We start from the raw sequence: 15,470 nt of genomic DNA, 5'->3' as shown, positions 1-15,470 counted from the left end.
GGGTGAGGGGTTGTCTCCGCGCGCGACACTCTTGCGCCTGAATTTGCGGAGAGAACCCCTCATCCGGCGCTTCGCGCCACCTTCTTCCACAAGGGGAAAAGGAAGATTCGCCTAGCTCCGCGCCAGCACCATCACCAGGCGATCGACGCGCCGGCCCTGCGCGAGGTGCTGCTCGACAATCTCGTCGATGTCTTCCGGCGTCGTCGGCCGATACCAGACGCCATCGGGGTAAACGACCATCAGAGGGCCGGCGGCGCAGAAGCCGAGACAGCCCGATGCGGTGAAGCCGACGTCAGTCAGCCCCTTCGCTTCAATGGCCTTGCCGAGCCGCTCCCACAGCGGCCCGCCGCCGGACGCTCCGCAGCTTCCGCGCGGATGGCTCGGAGGCCGCTGGGTATGGCAGGCGAAGACGTGATGACGGTAGAGCTGCGGCAGCTCGAATTCCTCGGTCATCCCGTCGCTCATGACGCCGCCACCGCAACGCCCTTGTCGTTCAGCACTGCGGCCAGCTCACCCAGCTTGAACATCTCGCGCACGATGTCGCAGCCGCCGAGAAACTCGCCCTTGACGTAGAGCTGGGGAATGGTCGGCCAGTTCGAGAACGATTTGATGCCCTCGCGGATATCAGGATCGGCGAGCACGTTGATGCCGGTGAAGGGCACGCCGAGGCCGTTCAGAATCTGCACGACGGCGCCTGAGAAGCCGCATTGCGGCGCAGCTGGAACGCCCTTCATGAACAGCACGACGTCGCTGCCTGCGATGATGTCCCTGATGCGTTGTTCGGTCGGTTCGCTCATGCTTCTATCCTTCCATATTCACGTCGGCACCGCCGTTTCGAGCGCGAGCGCATGCAGCGCCTCGCCCATCTGTCCCTTCAAGGCGGCGTAGACCATCTGGTGCTGCTGAATCCGAGTCTTGCCGGCAAACGCCTGCGAGACGACGCGCGCGCCGTAATGATCGCCGTCGCCGGCGAGATCGGTCACGATCACATGAGCGTCCGGAAACGCCTCCCTGATCAGTTGCTCGATCTCCGGTCCCGCCATTGCCATGTCGCACACTCCTGCTCCGCGCCTCGTCCATGCAAGCGCCAAACCAGTTTCGGAACATGTGTGTTCAGAGGAACTTGCGTGCCCGGCTCCGCCGCGATGTCCGACTTGCGACAACGCCGCCTGCGTGCATGTCGATGACGTGACGAACGCCGACGGTTTCGCTCCGGACACTACGACGATGGCTCGCAGCGCCTCCAAACGATGCCCTTTCGCGGCGTTTCTCATTCGGCCCGGCTTTTGCTTTGCAAGGTTGCATCCGTATTCCGATACGCCAGAAGAGGAACTCGAATTGTCTCGCACAGACTCCAGCAGATTGGGCGATCGGCGCCCAATCCCAATGATGGCGAACGTGCTCGTCGACTCCGACGGCATCAATTTCGGCGAGCTTGCGCCCGAGATCGACTCGCTTCTCCAGCAGGGCGTGGTGAGCTACCGGCACGACCCTCTCGAGGCCGATCGGATCTTCCGCAAGGCCCTGGATGCGGCCCCGACCGAGCTCGCAGTCTATTTTTGCCTCTACAAGACCCACACCTATCGCGGGCGTCTCGACGAGGCCCAGAGCATCGCCGAGCGCGGGCTGCGCGAGGCCGCTCACCAGGCCGGCTGGAGCCCCGATTGGCGTCGCTGGCAGCCGCAGGCCGAGCTGCCGGACGGCGCCGGCCGCTTCGCGCTCTACACGTTGAAGGCGCTCGCCTTCATCCATCTTCGCAAGGACGAACGACAGCAGGCCCACGAACTGCTGGCTGCGCTGCGCGGGCTCGACCCGACGGGAACGGTCGGCTGGTCGGTCGTTGCGGCACTCGCCGAGGGACTCCAGTGAGGTGGCGATGACGACCACGGAGCTTGCCGACAACGAGACGCTGATTGCGGGCATCATCGCCGCGCTGCGGACGGTTCACGATCCCGAAATCCCCGTGAACATCTATGACCTCGGCCTGATCTACCGGATCGAGCCGAAGCACGACGGCCTGGTCGAGATCGACATGACGCTGACCGCGCCGGGCTGTCCGGTCGCGGGCGAAATGCTGTCCTGGGTGGAGAAGGCTGTCATCGAGGTCGGCGGCATCGAGAAAGTCGCGGTGCAGCTGGTGTTCGATCCACCCTGGGACTCATCGCGGATGACCGACGACGTCAAGCTCGAGCTCGGCCTGCTCTAGCGGAACAACCAGAGACCCATCAGGAGGATACAATGATCGAACTGACCGCCAGCGACGGAGCGAGTTTCTCCGCCTACCGTGCTGATCCCGCCGAAGCGCCCAAGGGCGCCGTTGTCGTCCTTCAGGACGTCTTCGGTGTGACGCCCGAGATCCAGAAGATTGCCGATGCATTCGCCGCCAAGGGCTACGTAGCGATCGCGCCATCGCTGTTCGACCGGGTGAAGCCGGGCGTCAGCTTCGGTCACGACCAGGACGGCAAGGCCGAGGGGGCCGCGATCAGCGCGCAGATCGGCAGGGAGCAGGCGATCTCGGATATCCAGGCGACGGTCGACGCTGTGAAGGACACCGGCAAGGTCGCGCTCGTTGGCTATTGCTGGGGCGGCGACCTCGCCTATTCCGCGGCGAACAAGGTCAGCGGTATTGCCTGCGTGATCGGCTATGATGGCAGCCACACGATCGCCGACTATCGCGAAAAGCGCAAGGTGCCGACCCTCCTGCACTTCTGCGAAAGCGATCCGGAGCTACCGCTGGAGGCCATCACCCAATTCCGCGCCTGGCGCCCCGACGTCAGCGCCTTCACCTATCCCGAGTCCATCAAGGGCTTCGGCTGTGAGGAGCGCGGCAGTTTTCGCGAGGCCGCGGCGGCGAAGGCGCAGGAACGGACCCTGTTCTGGATCGCGCAATATGTCGAGGGACAGAAGCCGATCCTGTTGAAGAATGCCGGCGCCTATGCCCAGGCCAAGACCGAGAAGAAGAAAAAGAAGAAGGAAAACGACGATCTCGGGCCGCCGATGGATTGAGGGAGTCCCGCGCGATGATGCCGACGACGATTCTCATTGACGATGCGCCGCGCTGCGTCGTGCGGCCGACCGATACCAAGGACCTCAATCGTTTCATCCGCAACGGCAAGACCTTCCTGCTGGCCGAGAAACCGGAGGGCAAGATCACACACCGCCTGGCAAATGATATCGAGATCGGCAAGTGGCGGAGCGGCCTTGCCCTGCACAAGGCCTGGGGCGGCGCCGAGGAGGAGTTCTTTGGCCTGCCGCTGACGGACTGACGCCGCGTCCCCTCAGCCGTGCCCGCCGCCGCGCGCATCATGCGGATTGCCGGCCTGGTTGCGCATCCAGTCGGCGAGCTTGGTGAGCGCGGCATCGAGCTCTGCCCGCGCCGCTTCGTCGGCGACCGTCTCGCCCAGCGCGCCGCGCATGCACAGCAGCCAGGCGTCGCGCTCGGCACTACCGATCGGGAAACCCATGTGACGCTGACGCAGCCGCGGGTGGCCCTTCTCCGGCGAATAGAGCTTTGGCCCGCCGGTCCATTCGGTGAGGTATCGCTTCAACACCTGCTTGGTCGACGTCAGGTCGTCCGCATGCATGGCGCGGATGCCGGCGGCTTCGGGGAGCGCGTCCATCCGGCGATAGAAGCTTTCCACCAGGCGGTCGACGACAACCGGCCCGCCGATCCGTTCGAACATTGAAACAGTGACCACCGTATCTGCCGATGCCTTCTGTTGTACCTATTCGTCCATGCTCGGCGACAGGATAACCTCCGCCAGCGCGCCCGGGCCTTGATCGGCGACAAATTCCAGCGTGGCGACGCGCGACAGTCCGTCGCCGCTGTCCATCAGCACCACGGCGTCCCCCGGGAGGTCCTTGAGGCGATCGAGCAATTGCGCGACGGTCACGCCCTGCCCTCCTAGTCCGGGTGGATCATGATGTCCATGGTCTCGTCATGGTCGTCGAAGGCGCCGAACGGACGGTCGTCCTCGACCAGCCGCTCGCCGCACAGGCAGACCTCGCCGTCGACCACGGCAAGCGCGATGGGCTGGAGGCTCTTGCCGTTGCAGGGACCGTCGATGCAGAGCCCGCTGTCGATCTCGAACGTGGCGCCGTGGCGACCGCATTTCAGGAACGCACGGTCCTGCGTGAAGAAGTCACCACTGCCGATGTTGAGCCAGACACCGTCATGCGGACAGGCATTGACGTACCCGACATAGTCGTTGCCATGGGTCCGGATCACGACGATCGGGAACGGCCGGCTTTCGCCGGACTCGTCGAAACGCGAAAGGCTGAACGCCCTCGCGCTGCCGCGTTCGATCTCGTCGCTGGCGCAGATGACGAAGACGTCGATCTCTCTCGCTCCCATCGTCACTCCTCCAGCTGGTCAGGCCGCCGGCGTGGCCGCTTGCCTCAGCGCCGTCAGCTCTTCCCGGGTCAGCCGGAACACACCCCGGCCGCCGGCAAGCGTCTGATAGACGTCGCCGGCTTTGTCGCTGAGAAAGTTGAACCAGGCCTGCGGCGTGAGGCCCTCGGGCCGCTCGCTGATCTCGACCACGGTGCCGTTCGGCGCAAAGCGCGTGTGAAGAATGAGCTTCTGCGTATCCATCGTCCTGCTCCCGCGCTAGATGCCCGACGAGAAGCCGAGCAGCTCGATCTTGACGTCCTCTGTGCCGAGCACGGTGGCCTGGCAGGCGAGGCGCGACTTCGATCCGACGCCGACAATGGTGTCGAGCTTCTCGTTTTCGAGCCGCGCGATCTTCGACAACCCCTTGCGCCCCTCCTGCACGAAGATGTGGCAGGAGCCACACTTCGCCTGACCCTCGCATTTGTGCGGGATCGCGATTTCGGCGCCGAGCAGCGCAGCCAGAAGTGTCGTTCCCTCGGAAACCTCGATGGTCTTGCCTGCGGGCAGAACGGTCAGTGTGGTCATGGTCGTCATCCTCTTTCGTTGGTGATCGGCTCTTCAGTAGATCGCCGCGCCTGCGCCCACATTGATCGAGGCGTCCTTCATGGTCTCGACGATGAATTCGATCTCGCTATCCGTCAGATGGGTATGGAACGGCAGCGCGACGGCGCGATCGGCGATCTTTTCGGTGACAAGCAGATCGCCGCGGCGGTAGCCGAGATCGAAATAATGCCGCTGCAAGTGCAGCGGATGGCTGTAGGCGGCAGCCTCGACCTGCTCAACCCGGAGATCCTCGGCAATGGCGTCGCGGCTCGAGCGGGTGAAGCGCGTGCCGAGATGCACGAGATAGAGAAACCAGTTCACCTCGGTCACATCGGGCGCAATATAGGGCGGCTTGATGCCCTCGAACGACTGCACGTGCGTCGCGTAGAGCTGCTCGACCAGTCGGCGCCGCTCGATGATCTCGTCGATGCGCTTGAGCTGGGCGAGGCCAAGCGCGGCCGCGAGATCGCTGATCCCGGCCTGATAGGCAGCGGCCGAGCTCACCACGACCGAGGAGCGCTCGTTCAGCCGATGCGCGCGGTGACGGCGCAAGGCCACGGCGAGATCGATGTCGTCGGTGACGAGCATGCCGCCCTCGCCGCAGGTCAACAGCGAGGGCTGCGCAAAATCGAACACGGCGACGTCGCCGAAGCTGCCGACCAGCCTGTCCTTGTAGCGCGAGCCGATCGCCTCGGTGGAATCCTCCAGCAGGAGGACGCCGCGTCGCGCCGCGATGCCGCGCAGCTCCGACCAAGGCGCCGGATGGCCATTGGTGTTGGCGGCGAGGATGGCGCGCGTCCTCGGCGTGATCCGCTCTTCCACCTTGTGCGGCGCAAGCGTGCCGGACCAATAGTCGATATCGGCGAACACCGGCCTGGCGCCGGCGAGGCTGATCGCATGCGCGGTCTCGCGGAACGAATAGGACGAAGCGACGACCTCGTCGCCGGCACCAATGCCATACGCCTTCAGGGCGAGCAGAAGGCCGATGGTGCCGCTCGGTACCGCAACGGCATAGGCGCGGCCGACATAGGCGGCGAACGCCGCCTCGAATTCCTCCGCCAGCGGCCCGCTGGACAGCCGTGGCGAGCGCAAGGTGGCATCGACCGCCGCAATCTCCGCCAGCGTGATATCCGGGTCGGAGAGCGGAATGAAGTCGTGCCCGGTCTCGACGGAGACCTCGCCCGTTTCGGCCACGTCGTCATAAGCGAGAGCAGGCTCGGTCATGGCCCGGCCGCCCGCTTGGCGAGCACGATGCCGGTCGCACGTGCGGGATCGTCCGTGATCTGCGCACAATGATCGGCGCTGTCGAGCAGATGCAGTTCGAACGCGCCGCAGCTGCGGTACGGGGTCTCTGTCACGTCGGAGGCGTCGCAGCGGATCCAAGCAAGGTGGGGGAATTTCCGGCGCAGCTCGAGATAGACCTGGGTCGCCGCGTCGGGCGAGCCCAGCATCCGCTCGATCTCGGTCAGCTCTGTCGCCGCAAGCGCCATGTCTCCAACCTCCTGCTATTGCCAGAACACACGTTCGGGATCGGCATTCAGGACGTCCGTCGCCGATGCCAGCCGTTGATGCACGCCGTGCAGCTCCCAGGCGCCCGTCTTGTGGTCCTTGCGGAAGAGCTTCCAGCTCGCACCCGCCGCATCGTGATGCAGCAGCGCGACGTCGATGACACCGCCCTCGGCGTCGATGTTGCGCGAGCAGCAGGGGCTCTCCACCAGATAGCCGCCGGTCACGCCACTGACGATCGGCGAGACGTAGCGATAGCGCTTGCGCGACCCGAGCGCCCGCTCGATCCGCCTGCGATCGAGCTCGTTGGGATGCGCGGGCAGGCCTATGTCGGGCTGTCTGAGGACCGCGGCATTCATCGTGGCCATCCCTAGAGCGGACTGATTTCTTCTTCGAGGCAGCCGACCACCAGCCGCTCGCCGAACTCGACCAGGTAGATCGGCAGATTGGCGTCGGTGTGCCTGCCGACCTGGACGATTTCCCCGGTGCCGCCGACGCCGACGAGGAGGCCTTCGGCCGGCGCATCCGGAAACGAGCCGTCATTGTGCAGGTCCACCGCCGCCTTCACGCGCTGGCCCCATTGATATTTCGGCAATCTAGGTTCGATCATCATGACACGGTCTCCGGCAGTGGAATGTCCTCGACCGCATCGCGCGGATTGACGGGGTCGAGCTCCTTGCGCTTCATCCCGACGCGATTGCCGCTTTCGAGGAATTCGACGCCATAGATGTAGAATTGCTGGAGGAAGGTGCCGATCGAGACGACGTAACCGATCTCACCCTTCTTGGCGAGGATGTCGCCGATCTCCTTGCCGGCATAGGTGCCGTCGTTGCGGATGGTGCGCTTGGCCCGCACCTTCTCGCCGAAGCTGAAGAACGGCGGGGCGGTCAGCTCGACGACGTCGCTGTCACGGACGATGTTGCTCATAGGGAGGCTCCCGTTCCTCGCTCCAGCCGCACGGCGACCCGCGACCGCGCGACTTCGCGCACCAGCCCATCCTGGTCCTCGGCGAGTCCCATGAGCTCGCCGACGGCGGCGCGGCTTGCGACCTCGTAGCGGACGCGCCAATCCGGATCGCCGCGCATCAAGGCCAGCAGCTCCGGCGACAGGCGCTGTGCAACCTCGAGCCGCACCGCGGCGTCGCGGTCGCTGATCATGCCGAGCAGCCATTCGTCCGGAATGCGCCGGGCTACGACGCGGCGAACCTCCGCCTCCTCGTCGTCGATCATCCGGCCGAGCAGGAGCGGCGCCAGGCGGCGCGCGACGACGATGCGGACGTAGTAGTCCTGGTCGGAAGCCATCGGCAGCAGGTCGTCGCCGTCGATCAGGGTTGCAACCCGCATCCTCACCTCGCGATGCGGATCCTTGCGCAATTGCAGCACATAGCGTCGGGGCAGTCGGCGAACGGCATTCCAGCGTACCGTTTCGTCGGCATCGCCGAGCAGGGGCGGAAGCAGGAACAGGTTGGCGAATTTTGCGGCGATTGCGCGCACCTCGAAATGCGGATGACCGAGATAGCCGTCGGCAAGGCCCGGATTCCAGGTGAAGAAACGGTCGATGCGGCGCGCGTAACGATCGTTGACGCAGGCATGCCTGATCCGGCAGCCACCGGCGCCGTTGAGCGCCAGATGCGGGCAAGCCGCACAATCAACCTGACGTCCCAGCCAGTCGAGGGCCTCGTCGATGTCATCACTCATCGTCCTGCCCCATCCGCTCGAGCACGCCTAGCAGCACCTTGGCGCCGATCTTGTCGGTGGGATCGAGCTCCAGCAGCTTCTGGACCGCGAGCCGCCCCTCCTCTGTCTCGCCGAGGCGCATCTGCAGATAGGCATAGCCCTTCAGCGAGAACAGGAAGAAGCGCGGCAGAATGTTCTCGTAGCGGCCGAACTCGGCATCGCCAGTCCGCACGGAGCGCCAATCGGCGGGAAGATTGTTCTCCTGCGCCGCCTTGAGCAGGCAGCGACGGGCGACAGCGAGCGCCTCGGCGAGACGGCCCTTGTAGAAATAGAATCGATAGAGGCCGATCAGCACAGCGGCGTGGTCGGGCGCGAGCGCTTCGGCCTCACGCAGATGACGTTCCGCGATGTCGTCCAGGTGATAGGAAAGCCCAGCTTCCCACAAATGATGTTCCGCCTCGCTCGGCAGCCCGCGCCCGAGCAAGGCGCCGGTGACGAGCGCCTCGTTGATCTCGACCTGCGGACTGACAAACGTGTCGGGCATCATTGCCGCCTGTTCAGTGATGTCCGCAGGAGACCTGTTTGGGATCATGGAACACGAGCCCGGTCTGGGTTGCCGTGTCGGCGAAATCGATGGTCACGCCGTCGAGCAGCAGGCGGCTTTCGGCCGGCAGGAACAGCTTGACGCCGTCCCGCTCGACCACCGCGTCGCCGGCCTGCGGCTCAGCGCGCACACTGATGTCGGCGGCAAGGCCGGAGCAGCCGCCGGGGCTGACCGCGAGGCGGAAGCCGCTGCTCGCTCCGCCGTCGACGCGGAGCATCATGCGCATGAACTTCTGCGCCGCCGGTGTGATCGTGAAGTTCATTCCATCCCCCTCAAGCAGGCGCCTGGTAGCGCGGCAGTGACGTATCGATGACGCAGGTGTTGTCGACTGGGCACACCGCCACGCATTGCGGCTCGTCGAAATGGCCGAGACATTCGGTGCACTTCTTCGGGTCGATCACGAACGTTCCACCCTTCTCGCGGATGGCGACGTTCGGGCATTCCGGCTCGCAGGCCGAGCAGCTCGTGCACTGCGAAGCGATGATCTTGAACGGCATTAGTCTCTCCTCAAGCAGCCGAGATCAGCGCGCCCTGGCGGATGGCGGCATCGCCGCGCTCCACATGCTCGACTTCGCCGCTATTGACCTTGTCGAGATAGGCCTTGAACCAGGCGATCGCAGATTTCTCGATGAACTCATGGGCGTATTGGTCGACCGGCTCGATGCCGGCCTTGACCAGGTCGCCCTTCGGGCACCCGCCGATCTTGGCGACAAAGACCGCATGGCAGTCGTTGATGGCCCGGATGATGGTCTCCAAGCTGTCCTCCTCGCCATAGCCGCCCTGGCAGTAGAGATCGACACGGCGATGGCCGACGAATTTGGCGCCGGCGGTGGAGAGCTCGTAGACCTGGAATTCCTTGGCATGACCAAAGTGCTCGTTGATCAGGCCGGAGCCCTTGGTCGCGACCGCGGCGAGCACCTTGATGTCGCTGGACTTGCCTGCGAGCTCGGCAAGCTCCTCCTGCTTGGCGGCGACCTTGGCGATGCGTTCTTCCTCGACCTTCTCCTGATAGGCCTTGCGGGTGTCGGCGTCGTACTTCACCTCCATCGCCATAATCTTCTCGGTGGTGAACTCGGCGCTGCGGTCCTCGCCGAGCAGGCCGACCGCATCGGCGCGGCACTGCCGGCAATGCCGCATCATGTTCATCTCGCCCTCGCAGGAATCCTGCAGCGCCTTCAACTCCTGCGCGCTCGGGCCGCGCTGGCCGTTCAGGCCGAACACGGTGCCGTGCTCCGGCGCGGAGATCAGCGGCATGATGTTGTGCAGGAAGGCGCCGCGCGACTTCACGGCCTTGTTGACCTCGACCAGGTGCTGGTCGTTGATGCCGGGGATCATCACCGAGTTGACCTTGCAGAGGATGCCGCGCTCGGTGAGCATCTCCAGGCCCTGGAGCTGCCGGTCGGTCAGGATCTTGGCGGCTTCATAGCCGGTGTAGCGCTTGTGCTTGTAGAAGATCCAGGGATAGATCTTCGCGCCGATCTCGGGATCGACCATGTTGATGGTGATGGTGACGTGGTCGACATTATATTTCGCGATGGTGTCGACATGATCGGGAAGCATCAGGCCGTTGGTCGACAGGCAGAGCTTGATGTCCGGCGCCGTGTTGTAGATCAGCTCGAAGGTCTTGAATGTCTTTTCGGGGTTCGCCAGCGGATCGCCGGGGCCGGCGATGCCGAGCACGGTCATCTGCGGGATGGTGGAGGCGACGGCCAGCACCTTCTTGGCGGCCTGCTCGGGCGTCAGCTTCTCGCTGACCACGCCGGGGCGCGATTCGTTGGCGCAGTCGTATTTGCGATTGCAGTAGTTGCACTGGATGTTGCAGGCCGGCGCGACCGCGACGTGCATGCGTGCGTAATGATGATGCGCCTCTTCGCTGTAGCAGGGATGGTTCTTCACCTTCTCCCAGATCTCGGTCGGCAGATCGCCTTGCCCGGCCTGCGATCCGCAGCTCGCCTTGCCGCTTCCGCCCGTCGTGCCGCAGCCCTTGTGCTCCGCGATGGCCTGCATGATCTCGCCGACATTGCCGCCGTTGCTGCTCGCGTCGTGTTGCGCTGAAACGTCCATGTGCTCAGTTCTCCTTGCAGGCCGAACAGATTTGCGGCTCGGATTTCGAGAAGCGTCCTAAGAGCCGTTCTAGAAAGGTATTAGCAACCTGCATGCCAGCACCCCGCCTACGACTTTCTTCGCTTGCTTCAAGGGGTTAGCGCGTGCGTCGGGAAATGTCGGGTTGTCAACGCATGTTGCAAAGGTGACAGATGCGACGTCGCCGACAGAGAGCCTTGACCGCCGACAAAACGCGCGCCGCGCGAACGAGGTCCGCGCGGCGAGGTCAGTTCGACAGTACGACGAAGGTCAGCCCGCCAGCACGATCTCGATCGCGCGCGGAAGCGGGATGGCGAGCGGGGTCAGACCCTGGCTCACCAGAAAGCGCAGCTCGTTCTTCGAGAGCGCATCGGGCTCGACCACGACATAATGGGTGTCGGTCGAACGTTTCGACACCTGCCGCGCATAGGTGCGCAGGAGCTGGTCGTTGAAACGGCAGCCGAGGAACAGGAAGCTGCGGCCGGTGCGCCGCGCCTTCACCTCGTCCGGGATCGGCGTCTGGATGTCGATCTCGGTCAGCACTTCCACATAGTCGGCGTCGGAGATCAGGAAGTTCTTCGCCGGCGCGACGCTGCCGTGGGGCTTGTAGAGGATCGTGGTCCAGTCCTTGGCCCGGGCGCGGTCGACCTCCTGGCCGGTGGCATCGTAGAACCGGTACCAGCGGTCCTCGCCGATGCCGGCGCGGGTGATGCCCTGGATCTCACCCCAATCAACACGGCCCGCGAGCGCGCTCCGCATCGCACCGTCGTACCAGCTGTCGACGATCAGCGGCAGCGACATGGTGGCGAGATGGTGATGGAGCGCGGTCGGCGCGACCGGGGTTGCAAAAGCTTCCACCATCAGCGCTGTCACCGTGGCACGATGCCTGGTGCTCTCGATGTGCTGCGCCGAGGCCCAGGCATTGCCCCGGGCGCGGCGTGGCAGGGCGACCCTGGTGCCGAAAAAGGCCGCCAGCGCTTCCGGATTCATCGGCACGGCTGGCTCGCCGGGCTCGGCCACGCCAGGCCCGAGATAAGGAATGACATTGCCGCCACGCAGCCGCGAGACAACCTCGCTGAGAATGGCCTCGGCGTCCGCCGGCGCGGCGAAATCGATCTGCGGGACCGGAGCGTTCATCACTCGTCTCCCTCGCCGCCGCGCTTCCTGGCGTTGATGGTGATCGGCAGGCTGGTATCGGCGGCCATCTGCGGCAGATCGAGCACCCAGCCGTTGGCGATCTTGATCCAGCCGCCCCAAAGAGTCTCGTGCTCGGAGTCCACGATCGGCTCCTCGAGATCCTTCTTCGGCACGTAGATCGACAGGCCGGTCTCCGGCGAACGGCGAATCATGACTTTCATAGGCTCATCTCCGCAGGACGAGAGGTGTCGCTCGCGCGCCCTTGCCACGACGGAGACAATGCTCTCAGTTTCGATAGGATGTCCGGCAATGCGTGCAGGACACGGTCGATCTCGTCGCCGGTGGTCTCGCGCGACAAGGAAAAGCGGATCGCACCGCGCAACGACGCGGCCGGCACGTTCATCGCACGCAGTACATGCGAGGGCTCCATCGATCCGGAGGCGCAGGCCGATCCCAGCGAAGCGGCAATGCCGGCGCGGTTCAGATGATGGATGATCGCTTCGCCCTCGACATGCTCGAAGGCGATGTTCGAGGTGTTCGGCAGTCGGCTCTTGACGTCGCCCAGCACCATGCAGTGGCCGAGCCGCAGGATGCCCTGCTCCATCCGGTCGCGCAGGGCGGCGATCTCCGCCCGCTCCCGGTCGAGCTGCGCGGCCGCAAGCTCGGCTGCCTTGCCAAGACCAACGATGCCGGGAACGTTCTCGGTGCCGGCGCGGCGGCGACGTTCCTGAGGACCACCCAGGATCAGCGGCTTGAATTTCGTTCCCTTGCGCACATAGAGCGCGCCGATGCCCTTGGGACCATGCAGCTTGTGGCCGGACAGCGAGAGCATGTCGATCTCGCTCGCCTTGAGATCGATCGGAAGCCGACCGACGGCCTGCACCGCGTCGGTGTGAAACAGCGCGCCGGCCGAGCGCGCCATCTTGGCCAGGAACTCGACCGGGAAGACCGTGCCGGTCTCGTTGTTCGCCCACATCACGGACGCGATCGCGGTGCGTGGTCCGAGCGCGCGCCTATAAGCGTCGATATCGAGGCGTCCACGCGTATCCACGGCAATGAGATGGCTCTTGATGCCGCGGCGGCCGAGTTCCTCGATCAACGACAGCACGGCGGGATGCTCGACCGCGGTGGTGACGATCTCGTCCCGGCCGTCCTGCACGGCAAGCGCCGACAGGATCGCCGCATTGTCCGACTCGGTACCACCCGAAGTGAAGACGATCTCGTGGTCGAAGGCGGCGCCGATCAGCGCCTGCACGCTACGGCGCGCCTCCTTCACCGCCCCGGCGACGTCGCTGCCGAAGGCGTGAGCTGAAGATGCGTTGCCGAACTGGTCGGAGAAGAACGGCAGCATCGCCGCGACGACGGAAGGGTCCGTGCGGGTCGTCGCGTTGTTGTCGAGGTAGATCGGCCGCACGGAACCCCTCTCCTCAATGGCGCGCTTTGGCCGCTCCGGCGACGGGAATCAGGCGAACGAACTCGCCGAGCCGTTCGATCAGCCGGGCCTGAATACCCTCGAGGGTCGCGCTTGCCAGCTTGCAGAACACACAGGCCCCGGTGAGCCTGACCATGATCTTGTTGCCATCGATCTCGAGCAGCTCGCAATCGCCGCCGTCGCGCTTCAGATTGGGCCGGATCTCGTCGAGCACGGCGCGAACGATGCGTTCGCGCTCGCTGGGCTCAGCGGCCGGCAACTGCTTATTGTGTTCGGATTCGACGAGCATTTCACATTCTCTTTCTTGCTCTTCTTTCAGATCGACGACGAGCGCCGTTCAGCTGAACGACTTGCCGCAAGAGCAGCTCGACTTGGCGTTTGGATTGTCGAAGGTGAAGCCGGAGCCCTCCAGCGCCACGACGAAGTCGATCGTGGTGCCGTTGAGATGCTCGTGGCTCTGGTTGTCCACGAACACCTTCACGCCGCCGCGCTCGATCACGGTGTCGTCGGGCTTGGCTTCTTCAGCGAGGCCCATCATGTATTTGAAGCCGGCGCAGCCGCCGGTTTCGACCATGATACGCAGGCCGCTCGCCGGCTGCGCCGCCGAGGAGATCGCGGTCTTCACCGCATTCACCGCGCTGTCCGTCAGGTTGATCATCGCTCGCCCTCGCTATCTGGGTCTGTTGCAATGAGGGATCGCAAGTCTCGTGCCAGAGCGCATACGTCTGAAATTGCTGCATTTTCGTTCCACCACCGGGCTGTTGCCTTTACGACGCTTGTCGGGTTTGCGACAGGGGGCGGTCGCGGCGCTTGGACACGTGGAATGGCAACGCCATACCGGGCGACGTGCAGCGGTCGCGCCGAGCCATCCGGATTCCCGCTGCATTCGAACTTTCGGCGGATACGCAGGCAGGCGGCAAACTCCTTGCATAAGGGCGATCGAGACCTTCGCGCCGGCCACACGGCCGCGCGGCAGATGAGACAAGGAGACATTCATGACGTCGATCGACAACACCGCCCTTGGCCGCCTGGACAAGGAAGGCCGGCTCCTGAACGCGGTGCTGAAGGGCGACACGACCAAGCCCGGCCGCTTCGGCTTTCGCGGCGACATCGCGCTGAAGTTCCAGGCCCAGGTCGCCGACGAGAAGCGTCCGCCGGATTATTCGATCGAGCAGGTGCTGACCGTGGCGCAGGAGGGCGAAGAGACCATCCCGGTGCTCGCCGGCTACCTGCATTCCTATGCCTATCTCGCCGACGTCGCCAAGGTGCTGGACGGCGCGTTGAGCCCGAAGGGCAGCTACTTCATGTTCTGCAACAACATCGACCTGCTCGCGAAGTACCGCACCAGGATCGGGGACATCGAATTCCGCATCCTGCCGTGCGACGAATCGACGGTGTGGAAGGAGATGATGGACCTCGCCGGCGTCGACAAGAACGACATCAAGAAGCTCGATACCGCGGGCAAGCTCGACTATTTGCTCGATGCCGCCAGGGAGCTCAACGGCTCCTATACCGAGATCTCGTTCGAGGACGCCGTTGCGAAGATGGAGCCGGTGAAGAACCGCAACGAGAACCGCCCGGTCTGACGCATCGTCGTCAGACCTCTTCCTCGCAGGGCCTCTCGTCGTCCTCCACCAGCGCCACACCGGTCGCGCAGATATCGCCGTCGAGCACGGCGAGCGCGATCGGCGTCAGGCTCTCGCCCTTGCATGGCCCGTTCACGCAATTGCCGGTGCCGAGTTCGAAGGTCGCACCGTGCTTGCCGCACATCAGCTTGGTGCCGTTCCCGTCCAGGAACTGGTTGCGCTCCCAGTCCAGGTTCACCCCATTGTGCGGGCAGCGGTTGAGATAGCCGAACACCTGCTTGCCCCAGCGCACGATCACGATCGGCCACGGCCGCGGCGTTCCGTCTTCGCCGACGATCATGAGATGAAAGCCGATCGCCCTCTGGCTCGGGATGTCGTTGAAGGCGCAGATCGCATAGGCGGTATTCTGGTCCATGCTGTCCTCGTTCGCGGTCGGATCGCTCGAACGGTGCAAGAATCGCGCTAGGTTAGGGGGACGTCAGGTCAGGAATCCGACACACGACAGCGTCGT

29 protein-coding genes are annotated in these 15,470 nt (G+C 64.6%); 5 read left to right on the top strand and 24 right to left on the bottom strand.

Features of this window, described 5'->3' with window-relative positions; all coding sequences use genetic code 11:
- Positions 1-111: 111 nt before the first annotated feature.
- From XH96_RS12245 to XH96_RS12235, 3 genes are read right to left on the bottom strand one after another with little or no spacing between them, the layout of a single operon-like run.
- Positions 112-465 carry a ferredoxin gene (locus XH96_RS12245; RefSeq protein WP_061026941.1) on the bottom strand — a complete coding sequence of 118 codons (354 nt, stop codon included), beginning with the start codon at positions 463-465 and terminating at the stop codon, positions 112-114.
- Positions 462-797, bottom strand: a complete 336-nt coding sequence (gene grxD / locus XH96_RS12240; RefSeq protein ID WP_061026940.1) for a Grx4 family monothiol glutaredoxin — start codon at positions 795-797, stop codon at positions 462-464. The genes XH96_RS12245 and grxD overlap by 4 nt, the downstream gene beginning before the upstream one ends.
- An 18-nt stretch (positions 798-815) precedes the next feature.
- Complete coding sequence (locus XH96_RS12235) at positions 816-1,049, bottom strand: BolA family protein (protein ID WP_194392725.1); 234 nt, start codon at positions 1,047-1,049, stop codon at positions 816-818.
- 340 nt (positions 1,050-1,389) lie between these two features.
- Here XH96_RS12235 and XH96_RS12230 point away from each other — a divergent pair, with 340 nt between their 5' ends.
- Genes XH96_RS12230 through XH96_RS12215 form a run of 4 tightly spaced genes read left to right on the top strand, consistent with a single transcriptional unit; the run spans position 1,390 to position 3,266 of the window.
- Positions 1,390-1,869, top strand: coding sequence for a hypothetical protein (locus XH96_RS12230; protein ID WP_194394114.1), 480 nt, complete (start codon positions 1,390-1,392; stop codon positions 1,867-1,869).
- A 7-nt stretch (positions 1,870-1,876) separates the two neighbouring features.
- The gene (locus XH96_RS12225; protein ID WP_194392724.1) at positions 1,877-2,206 is read left to right on the top strand and encodes an iron-sulfur cluster assembly protein; all 330 of its coding nucleotides are present in this window, start codon (positions 1,877-1,879) and stop codon (positions 2,204-2,206) included.
- 32 nt (positions 2,207-2,238) lie between these two features.
- A complete protein-coding gene (locus XH96_RS12220) occupies positions 2,239-3,006 on the top strand; it encodes a dienelactone hydrolase family protein (protein ID WP_194392723.1) in 768 nt (255 codons plus the stop codon).
- 14 nt (positions 3,007-3,020) lie between these two features.
- A complete protein-coding gene (locus XH96_RS12215; protein WP_194392722.1) occupies positions 3,021-3,266 on the top strand; it encodes a hypothetical protein in 246 nt (81 codons plus the stop codon).
- 12 nt (positions 3,267-3,278) lie between these two features.
- On the opposite strand, the gene XH96_RS12210 is transcribed toward XH96_RS12215, so the two are convergent.
- The 20 genes from XH96_RS12210 to XH96_RS12115 all read right to left on the bottom strand — a co-directional run bounded on the left by XH96_RS12210 (position 3,279) and on the right by XH96_RS12115 (position 14,031).
- Positions 3,279-3,683, bottom strand: a complete 405-nt coding sequence (locus XH96_RS12210; protein WP_194394113.1) for a group II truncated hemoglobin — start codon at positions 3,681-3,683, stop codon at positions 3,279-3,281.
- A 42-nt stretch (positions 3,684-3,725) separates the two neighbouring features.
- Positions 3,726-3,893 (bottom strand): hypothetical protein, encoded by a 168-nt coding sequence (locus XH96_RS12205; RefSeq protein ID WP_194392721.1) that lies wholly within the window; start codon positions 3,891-3,893, stop codon positions 3,726-3,728.
- Between the two features lie 11 nt (positions 3,894-3,904).
- The gene (locus tag XH96_RS12200; RefSeq protein WP_194392720.1) at positions 3,905-4,354 is read right to left on the bottom strand and encodes a Rieske 2Fe-2S domain-containing protein; all 450 of its coding nucleotides are present in this window, start codon (positions 4,352-4,354) and stop codon (positions 3,905-3,907) included.
- Between the two features lie 18 nt (positions 4,355-4,372).
- Positions 4,373-4,594 (bottom strand): hypothetical protein, encoded by a 222-nt coding sequence (locus tag XH96_RS12195; RefSeq protein ID WP_061026935.1) that lies wholly within the window; start codon positions 4,592-4,594, stop codon positions 4,373-4,375.
- Between the two features lie 15 nt (positions 4,595-4,609).
- On the bottom strand, positions 4,610-4,918 hold the full coding sequence (locus XH96_RS12190; RefSeq protein WP_061026965.1) for a 2Fe-2S iron-sulfur cluster-binding protein: 309 nt from the start codon (positions 4,916-4,918) through the stop codon (positions 4,610-4,612).
- 33 nt (positions 4,919-4,951) lie between these two features.
- Positions 4,952-6,160 carry a DegT/DnrJ/EryC1/StrS aminotransferase family protein gene (locus XH96_RS12185; protein WP_194392719.1) on the bottom strand — a complete coding sequence of 403 codons (1,209 nt, stop codon included), beginning with the start codon at positions 6,158-6,160 and terminating at the stop codon, positions 4,952-4,954.
- Entirely contained in the window at positions 6,157-6,426 is a 270-nt protein-coding gene (locus XH96_RS12180) for a hypothetical protein (RefSeq protein WP_194392718.1), read from the bottom strand. Before XH96_RS12180 ends, XH96_RS12185 begins: the two co-directional genes overlap by 4 nt.
- Before the next feature lie 15 nt (positions 6,427-6,441).
- Positions 6,442-6,801: a hypothetical protein gene (locus XH96_RS12175; RefSeq protein WP_194392717.1), complete on the bottom strand. Its 360-nt coding sequence runs from the start codon at positions 6,799-6,801 to the stop codon at positions 6,442-6,444.
- Between the two features lie 11 nt (positions 6,802-6,812).
- The gene (locus XH96_RS12170; protein ID WP_194394112.1) at positions 6,813-7,052 is read right to left on the bottom strand and encodes a nitrogen fixation protein NifZ; all 240 of its coding nucleotides are present in this window, start codon (positions 7,050-7,052) and stop codon (positions 6,813-6,815) included.
- Positions 7,052-7,369, bottom strand: a complete 318-nt coding sequence (locus XH96_RS12165) for a nitrogen fixation protein NifZ (protein WP_194392716.1) — start codon at positions 7,367-7,369, stop codon at positions 7,052-7,054. The genes XH96_RS12170 and XH96_RS12165 overlap by 1 nt, the downstream gene beginning before the upstream one ends.
- On the bottom strand, positions 7,366-8,139 hold the full coding sequence (locus tag XH96_RS12160; protein ID WP_194392715.1) for a 4Fe4S-binding leucine-rich repeat protein: 774 nt from the start codon (positions 8,137-8,139) through the stop codon (positions 7,366-7,368). The genes XH96_RS12165 and XH96_RS12160 overlap by 4 nt, the downstream gene beginning before the upstream one ends.
- On the bottom strand, positions 8,132-8,665 hold the full coding sequence (locus XH96_RS12155) for a hypothetical protein (RefSeq protein WP_371740066.1): 534 nt from the start codon (positions 8,663-8,665) through the stop codon (positions 8,132-8,134). Before XH96_RS12155 ends, XH96_RS12160 begins: the two co-directional genes overlap by 8 nt.
- Positions 8,666-8,675: 10 nt before the next feature.
- Positions 8,676-8,984: an iron-sulfur cluster assembly accessory protein gene (locus XH96_RS12150; protein WP_194392713.1), complete on the bottom strand. Its 309-nt coding sequence runs from the start codon at positions 8,982-8,984 to the stop codon at positions 8,676-8,678.
- Between the two features lie 10 nt (positions 8,985-8,994).
- Entirely contained in the window at positions 8,995-9,219 is a 225-nt protein-coding gene (locus XH96_RS12145) for a 4Fe-4S binding protein (protein WP_025037807.1), read from the bottom strand.
- 10 nt (positions 9,220-9,229) lie between these two features.
- Complete coding sequence (nifB, locus tag XH96_RS12140) at positions 9,230-10,786, bottom strand: nitrogenase cofactor biosynthesis protein NifB (RefSeq protein ID WP_194392712.1); 1,557 nt, start codon at positions 10,784-10,786, stop codon at positions 9,230-9,232.
- Positions 10,787-11,074: 288 nt separating this feature from the next.
- Positions 11,075-11,941: an SIR2 family protein gene (locus XH96_RS12135; RefSeq protein WP_194392711.1), complete on the bottom strand. Its 867-nt coding sequence runs from the start codon at positions 11,939-11,941 to the stop codon at positions 11,075-11,077.
- A complete protein-coding gene (nifT, locus tag XH96_RS12130; protein WP_194392710.1) occupies positions 11,941-12,162 on the bottom strand; it encodes a putative nitrogen fixation protein NifT in 222 nt (73 codons plus the stop codon). Before nifT ends, XH96_RS12135 begins: the two co-directional genes overlap by 1 nt.
- On the bottom strand, positions 12,159-13,355 hold the full coding sequence (gene nifS, locus XH96_RS12125) for a cysteine desulfurase NifS (protein WP_194392709.1): 1,197 nt from the start codon (positions 13,353-13,355) through the stop codon (positions 12,159-12,161). The genes nifT and nifS overlap by 4 nt, the downstream gene beginning before the upstream one ends.
- Positions 13,356-13,368: 13 nt before the next feature.
- Positions 13,369-13,662 (bottom strand): NifU family protein, encoded by a 294-nt coding sequence (locus XH96_RS12120; RefSeq protein WP_194392708.1) that lies wholly within the window; start codon positions 13,660-13,662, stop codon positions 13,369-13,371.
- 48 nt (positions 13,663-13,710) lie between these two features.
- The gene (locus XH96_RS12115; protein WP_194392707.1) at positions 13,711-14,031 is read right to left on the bottom strand and encodes an iron-sulfur cluster assembly accessory protein; all 321 of its coding nucleotides are present in this window, start codon (positions 14,029-14,031) and stop codon (positions 13,711-13,713) included.
- 337 nt (positions 14,032-14,368) lie between these two features.
- On the opposite strand from XH96_RS12115, the gene XH96_RS12110 reads away from it, so the two are divergent.
- The gene (locus XH96_RS12110) at positions 14,369-14,959 is read left to right on the top strand and encodes a hypothetical protein (protein ID WP_194392706.1); all 591 of its coding nucleotides are present in this window, start codon (positions 14,369-14,371) and stop codon (positions 14,957-14,959) included.
- 10 nt (positions 14,960-14,969) lie between these two features.
- Here the strand turns inward: XH96_RS12110 and XH96_RS12105 are convergent, their stop codons facing one another.
- Positions 14,970-15,374, bottom strand: a complete 405-nt coding sequence (locus tag XH96_RS12105; RefSeq protein WP_194392705.1) for a Rieske 2Fe-2S domain-containing protein — start codon at positions 15,372-15,374, stop codon at positions 14,970-14,972.
- Positions 15,375-15,470: the final 96 nt, after the last annotated feature.

Origin of the sequence: Bradyrhizobium sp. CCBAU 51765, assembly GCF_015291725.1 — a bacterium.
Lineage (GTDB): Bacteria > Pseudomonadota > Alphaproteobacteria > Rhizobiales > Xanthobacteraceae > Bradyrhizobium > Bradyrhizobium liaoningense.
The sequence above is the reverse complement of the archived record's forward strand: the minus strand, read 5'-3'. Positions and strand labels throughout refer to the sequence as shown.

Excerpts from the sequence above, each read along its gene's own strand:
- XH96_RS12245 (WP_061026941.1), bottom strand. The coding sequence starts at position 465 with ATGAGCGACGGGATGACCGAGGAATTCGAGCTGCCGCAGCTCTACCGT.
- grxD (WP_061026940.1), bottom strand. The coding sequence starts at position 797 with ATGAGCGAACCGACCGAACAACGCATCAGGGACATCATCGCAGGCAGC.
- XH96_RS12235 (WP_194392725.1), bottom strand. The coding sequence starts at position 1,049 with ATGGCAATGGCGGGACCGGAGATCGAGCAACTGATCAGGGAGGCGTTT.
- XH96_RS12230 (WP_194394114.1), top strand. The coding sequence starts at position 1,390 with ATGGCGAACGTGCTCGTCGACTCCGACGGCATCAATTTCGGCGAGCTT.
- XH96_RS12225 (WP_194392724.1), top strand. The coding sequence starts at position 1,877 with ATGACGACCACGGAGCTTGCCGACAACGAGACGCTGATTGCGGGCATC.
- XH96_RS12220 (WP_194392723.1), top strand. The coding sequence starts at position 2,239 with ATGATCGAACTGACCGCCAGCGACGGAGCGAGTTTCTCCGCCTACCGT.
- XH96_RS12215 (WP_194392722.1), top strand. The coding sequence starts at position 3,021 with ATGATGCCGACGACGATTCTCATTGACGATGCGCCGCGCTGCGTCGTG.
- XH96_RS12210 (WP_194394113.1), bottom strand. The coding sequence starts at position 3,683 with ATGTTCGAACGGATCGGCGGGCCGGTTGTCGTCGACCGCCTGGTGGAA.
- XH96_RS12200 (WP_194392720.1), bottom strand. The coding sequence starts at position 4,354 with ATGGGAGCGAGAGAGATCGACGTCTTCGTCATCTGCGCCAGCGACGAG.
- XH96_RS12195 (WP_061026935.1), bottom strand. The coding sequence starts at position 4,594 with ATGGATACGCAGAAGCTCATTCTTCACACGCGCTTTGCGCCGAACGGC.
- XH96_RS12190 (WP_061026965.1), bottom strand. The coding sequence starts at position 4,918 with ATGACCACACTGACCGTTCTGCCCGCAGGCAAGACCATCGAGGTTTCC.
- XH96_RS12185 (WP_194392719.1), bottom strand. The coding sequence starts at position 6,160 with ATGACCGAGCCTGCTCTCGCTTATGACGACGTGGCCGAAACGGGCGAG.
- XH96_RS12180 (WP_194392718.1), bottom strand. The coding sequence starts at position 6,426 with ATGGCGCTTGCGGCGACAGAGCTGACCGAGATCGAGCGGATGCTGGGC.
- XH96_RS12175 (WP_194392717.1), bottom strand. The coding sequence starts at position 6,801 with ATGAATGCCGCGGTCCTCAGACAGCCCGACATAGGCCTGCCCGCGCAT.
- XH96_RS12170 (WP_194394112.1), bottom strand. The coding sequence starts at position 7,052 with ATGATCGAACCTAGATTGCCGAAATATCAATGGGGCCAGCGCGTGAAG.
- XH96_RS12165 (WP_194392716.1), bottom strand. The coding sequence starts at position 7,369 with ATGAGCAACATCGTCCGTGACAGCGACGTCGTCGAGCTGACCGCCCCG.
- XH96_RS12160 (WP_194392715.1), bottom strand. The coding sequence starts at position 8,139 with ATGAGTGATGACATCGACGAGGCCCTCGACTGGCTGGGACGTCAGGTT.
- XH96_RS12155 (WP_371740066.1), bottom strand. The coding sequence starts at position 8,665 with ATGATGCCCGACACGTTTGTCAGTCCGCAGGTCGAGATCAACGAGGCG.
- XH96_RS12150 (WP_194392713.1), bottom strand. The coding sequence starts at position 8,984 with ATGAACTTCACGATCACACCGGCGGCGCAGAAGTTCATGCGCATGATG.
- XH96_RS12145 (WP_025037807.1), bottom strand. The coding sequence starts at position 9,219 with ATGCCGTTCAAGATCATCGCTTCGCAGTGCACGAGCTGCTCGGCCTGC.
- nifB (WP_194392712.1), bottom strand. The coding sequence starts at position 10,786 with ATGGACGTTTCAGCGCAACACGACGCGAGCAGCAACGGCGGCAATGTC.
- XH96_RS12135 (WP_194392711.1), bottom strand. The coding sequence starts at position 11,941 with ATGAACGCTCCGGTCCCGCAGATCGATTTCGCCGCGCCGGCGGACGCC.
- nifT (WP_194392710.1), bottom strand. The coding sequence starts at position 12,162 with ATGAAAGTCATGATTCGCCGTTCGCCGGAGACCGGCCTGTCGATCTAC.
- XH96_RS12120 (WP_194392708.1), bottom strand. The coding sequence starts at position 13,662 with ATGCTCGTCGAATCCGAACACAATAAGCAGTTGCCGGCCGCTGAGCCC.
- XH96_RS12115 (WP_194392707.1), bottom strand. The coding sequence starts at position 14,031 with ATGATCAACCTGACGGACAGCGCGGTGAATGCGGTGAAGACCGCGATC.
- XH96_RS12110 (WP_194392706.1), top strand. The coding sequence starts at position 14,369 with ATGACGTCGATCGACAACACCGCCCTTGGCCGCCTGGACAAGGAAGGC.
- XH96_RS12105 (WP_194392705.1), bottom strand. The coding sequence starts at position 15,374 with ATGGACCAGAATACCGCCTATGCGATCTGCGCCTTCAACGACATCCCG.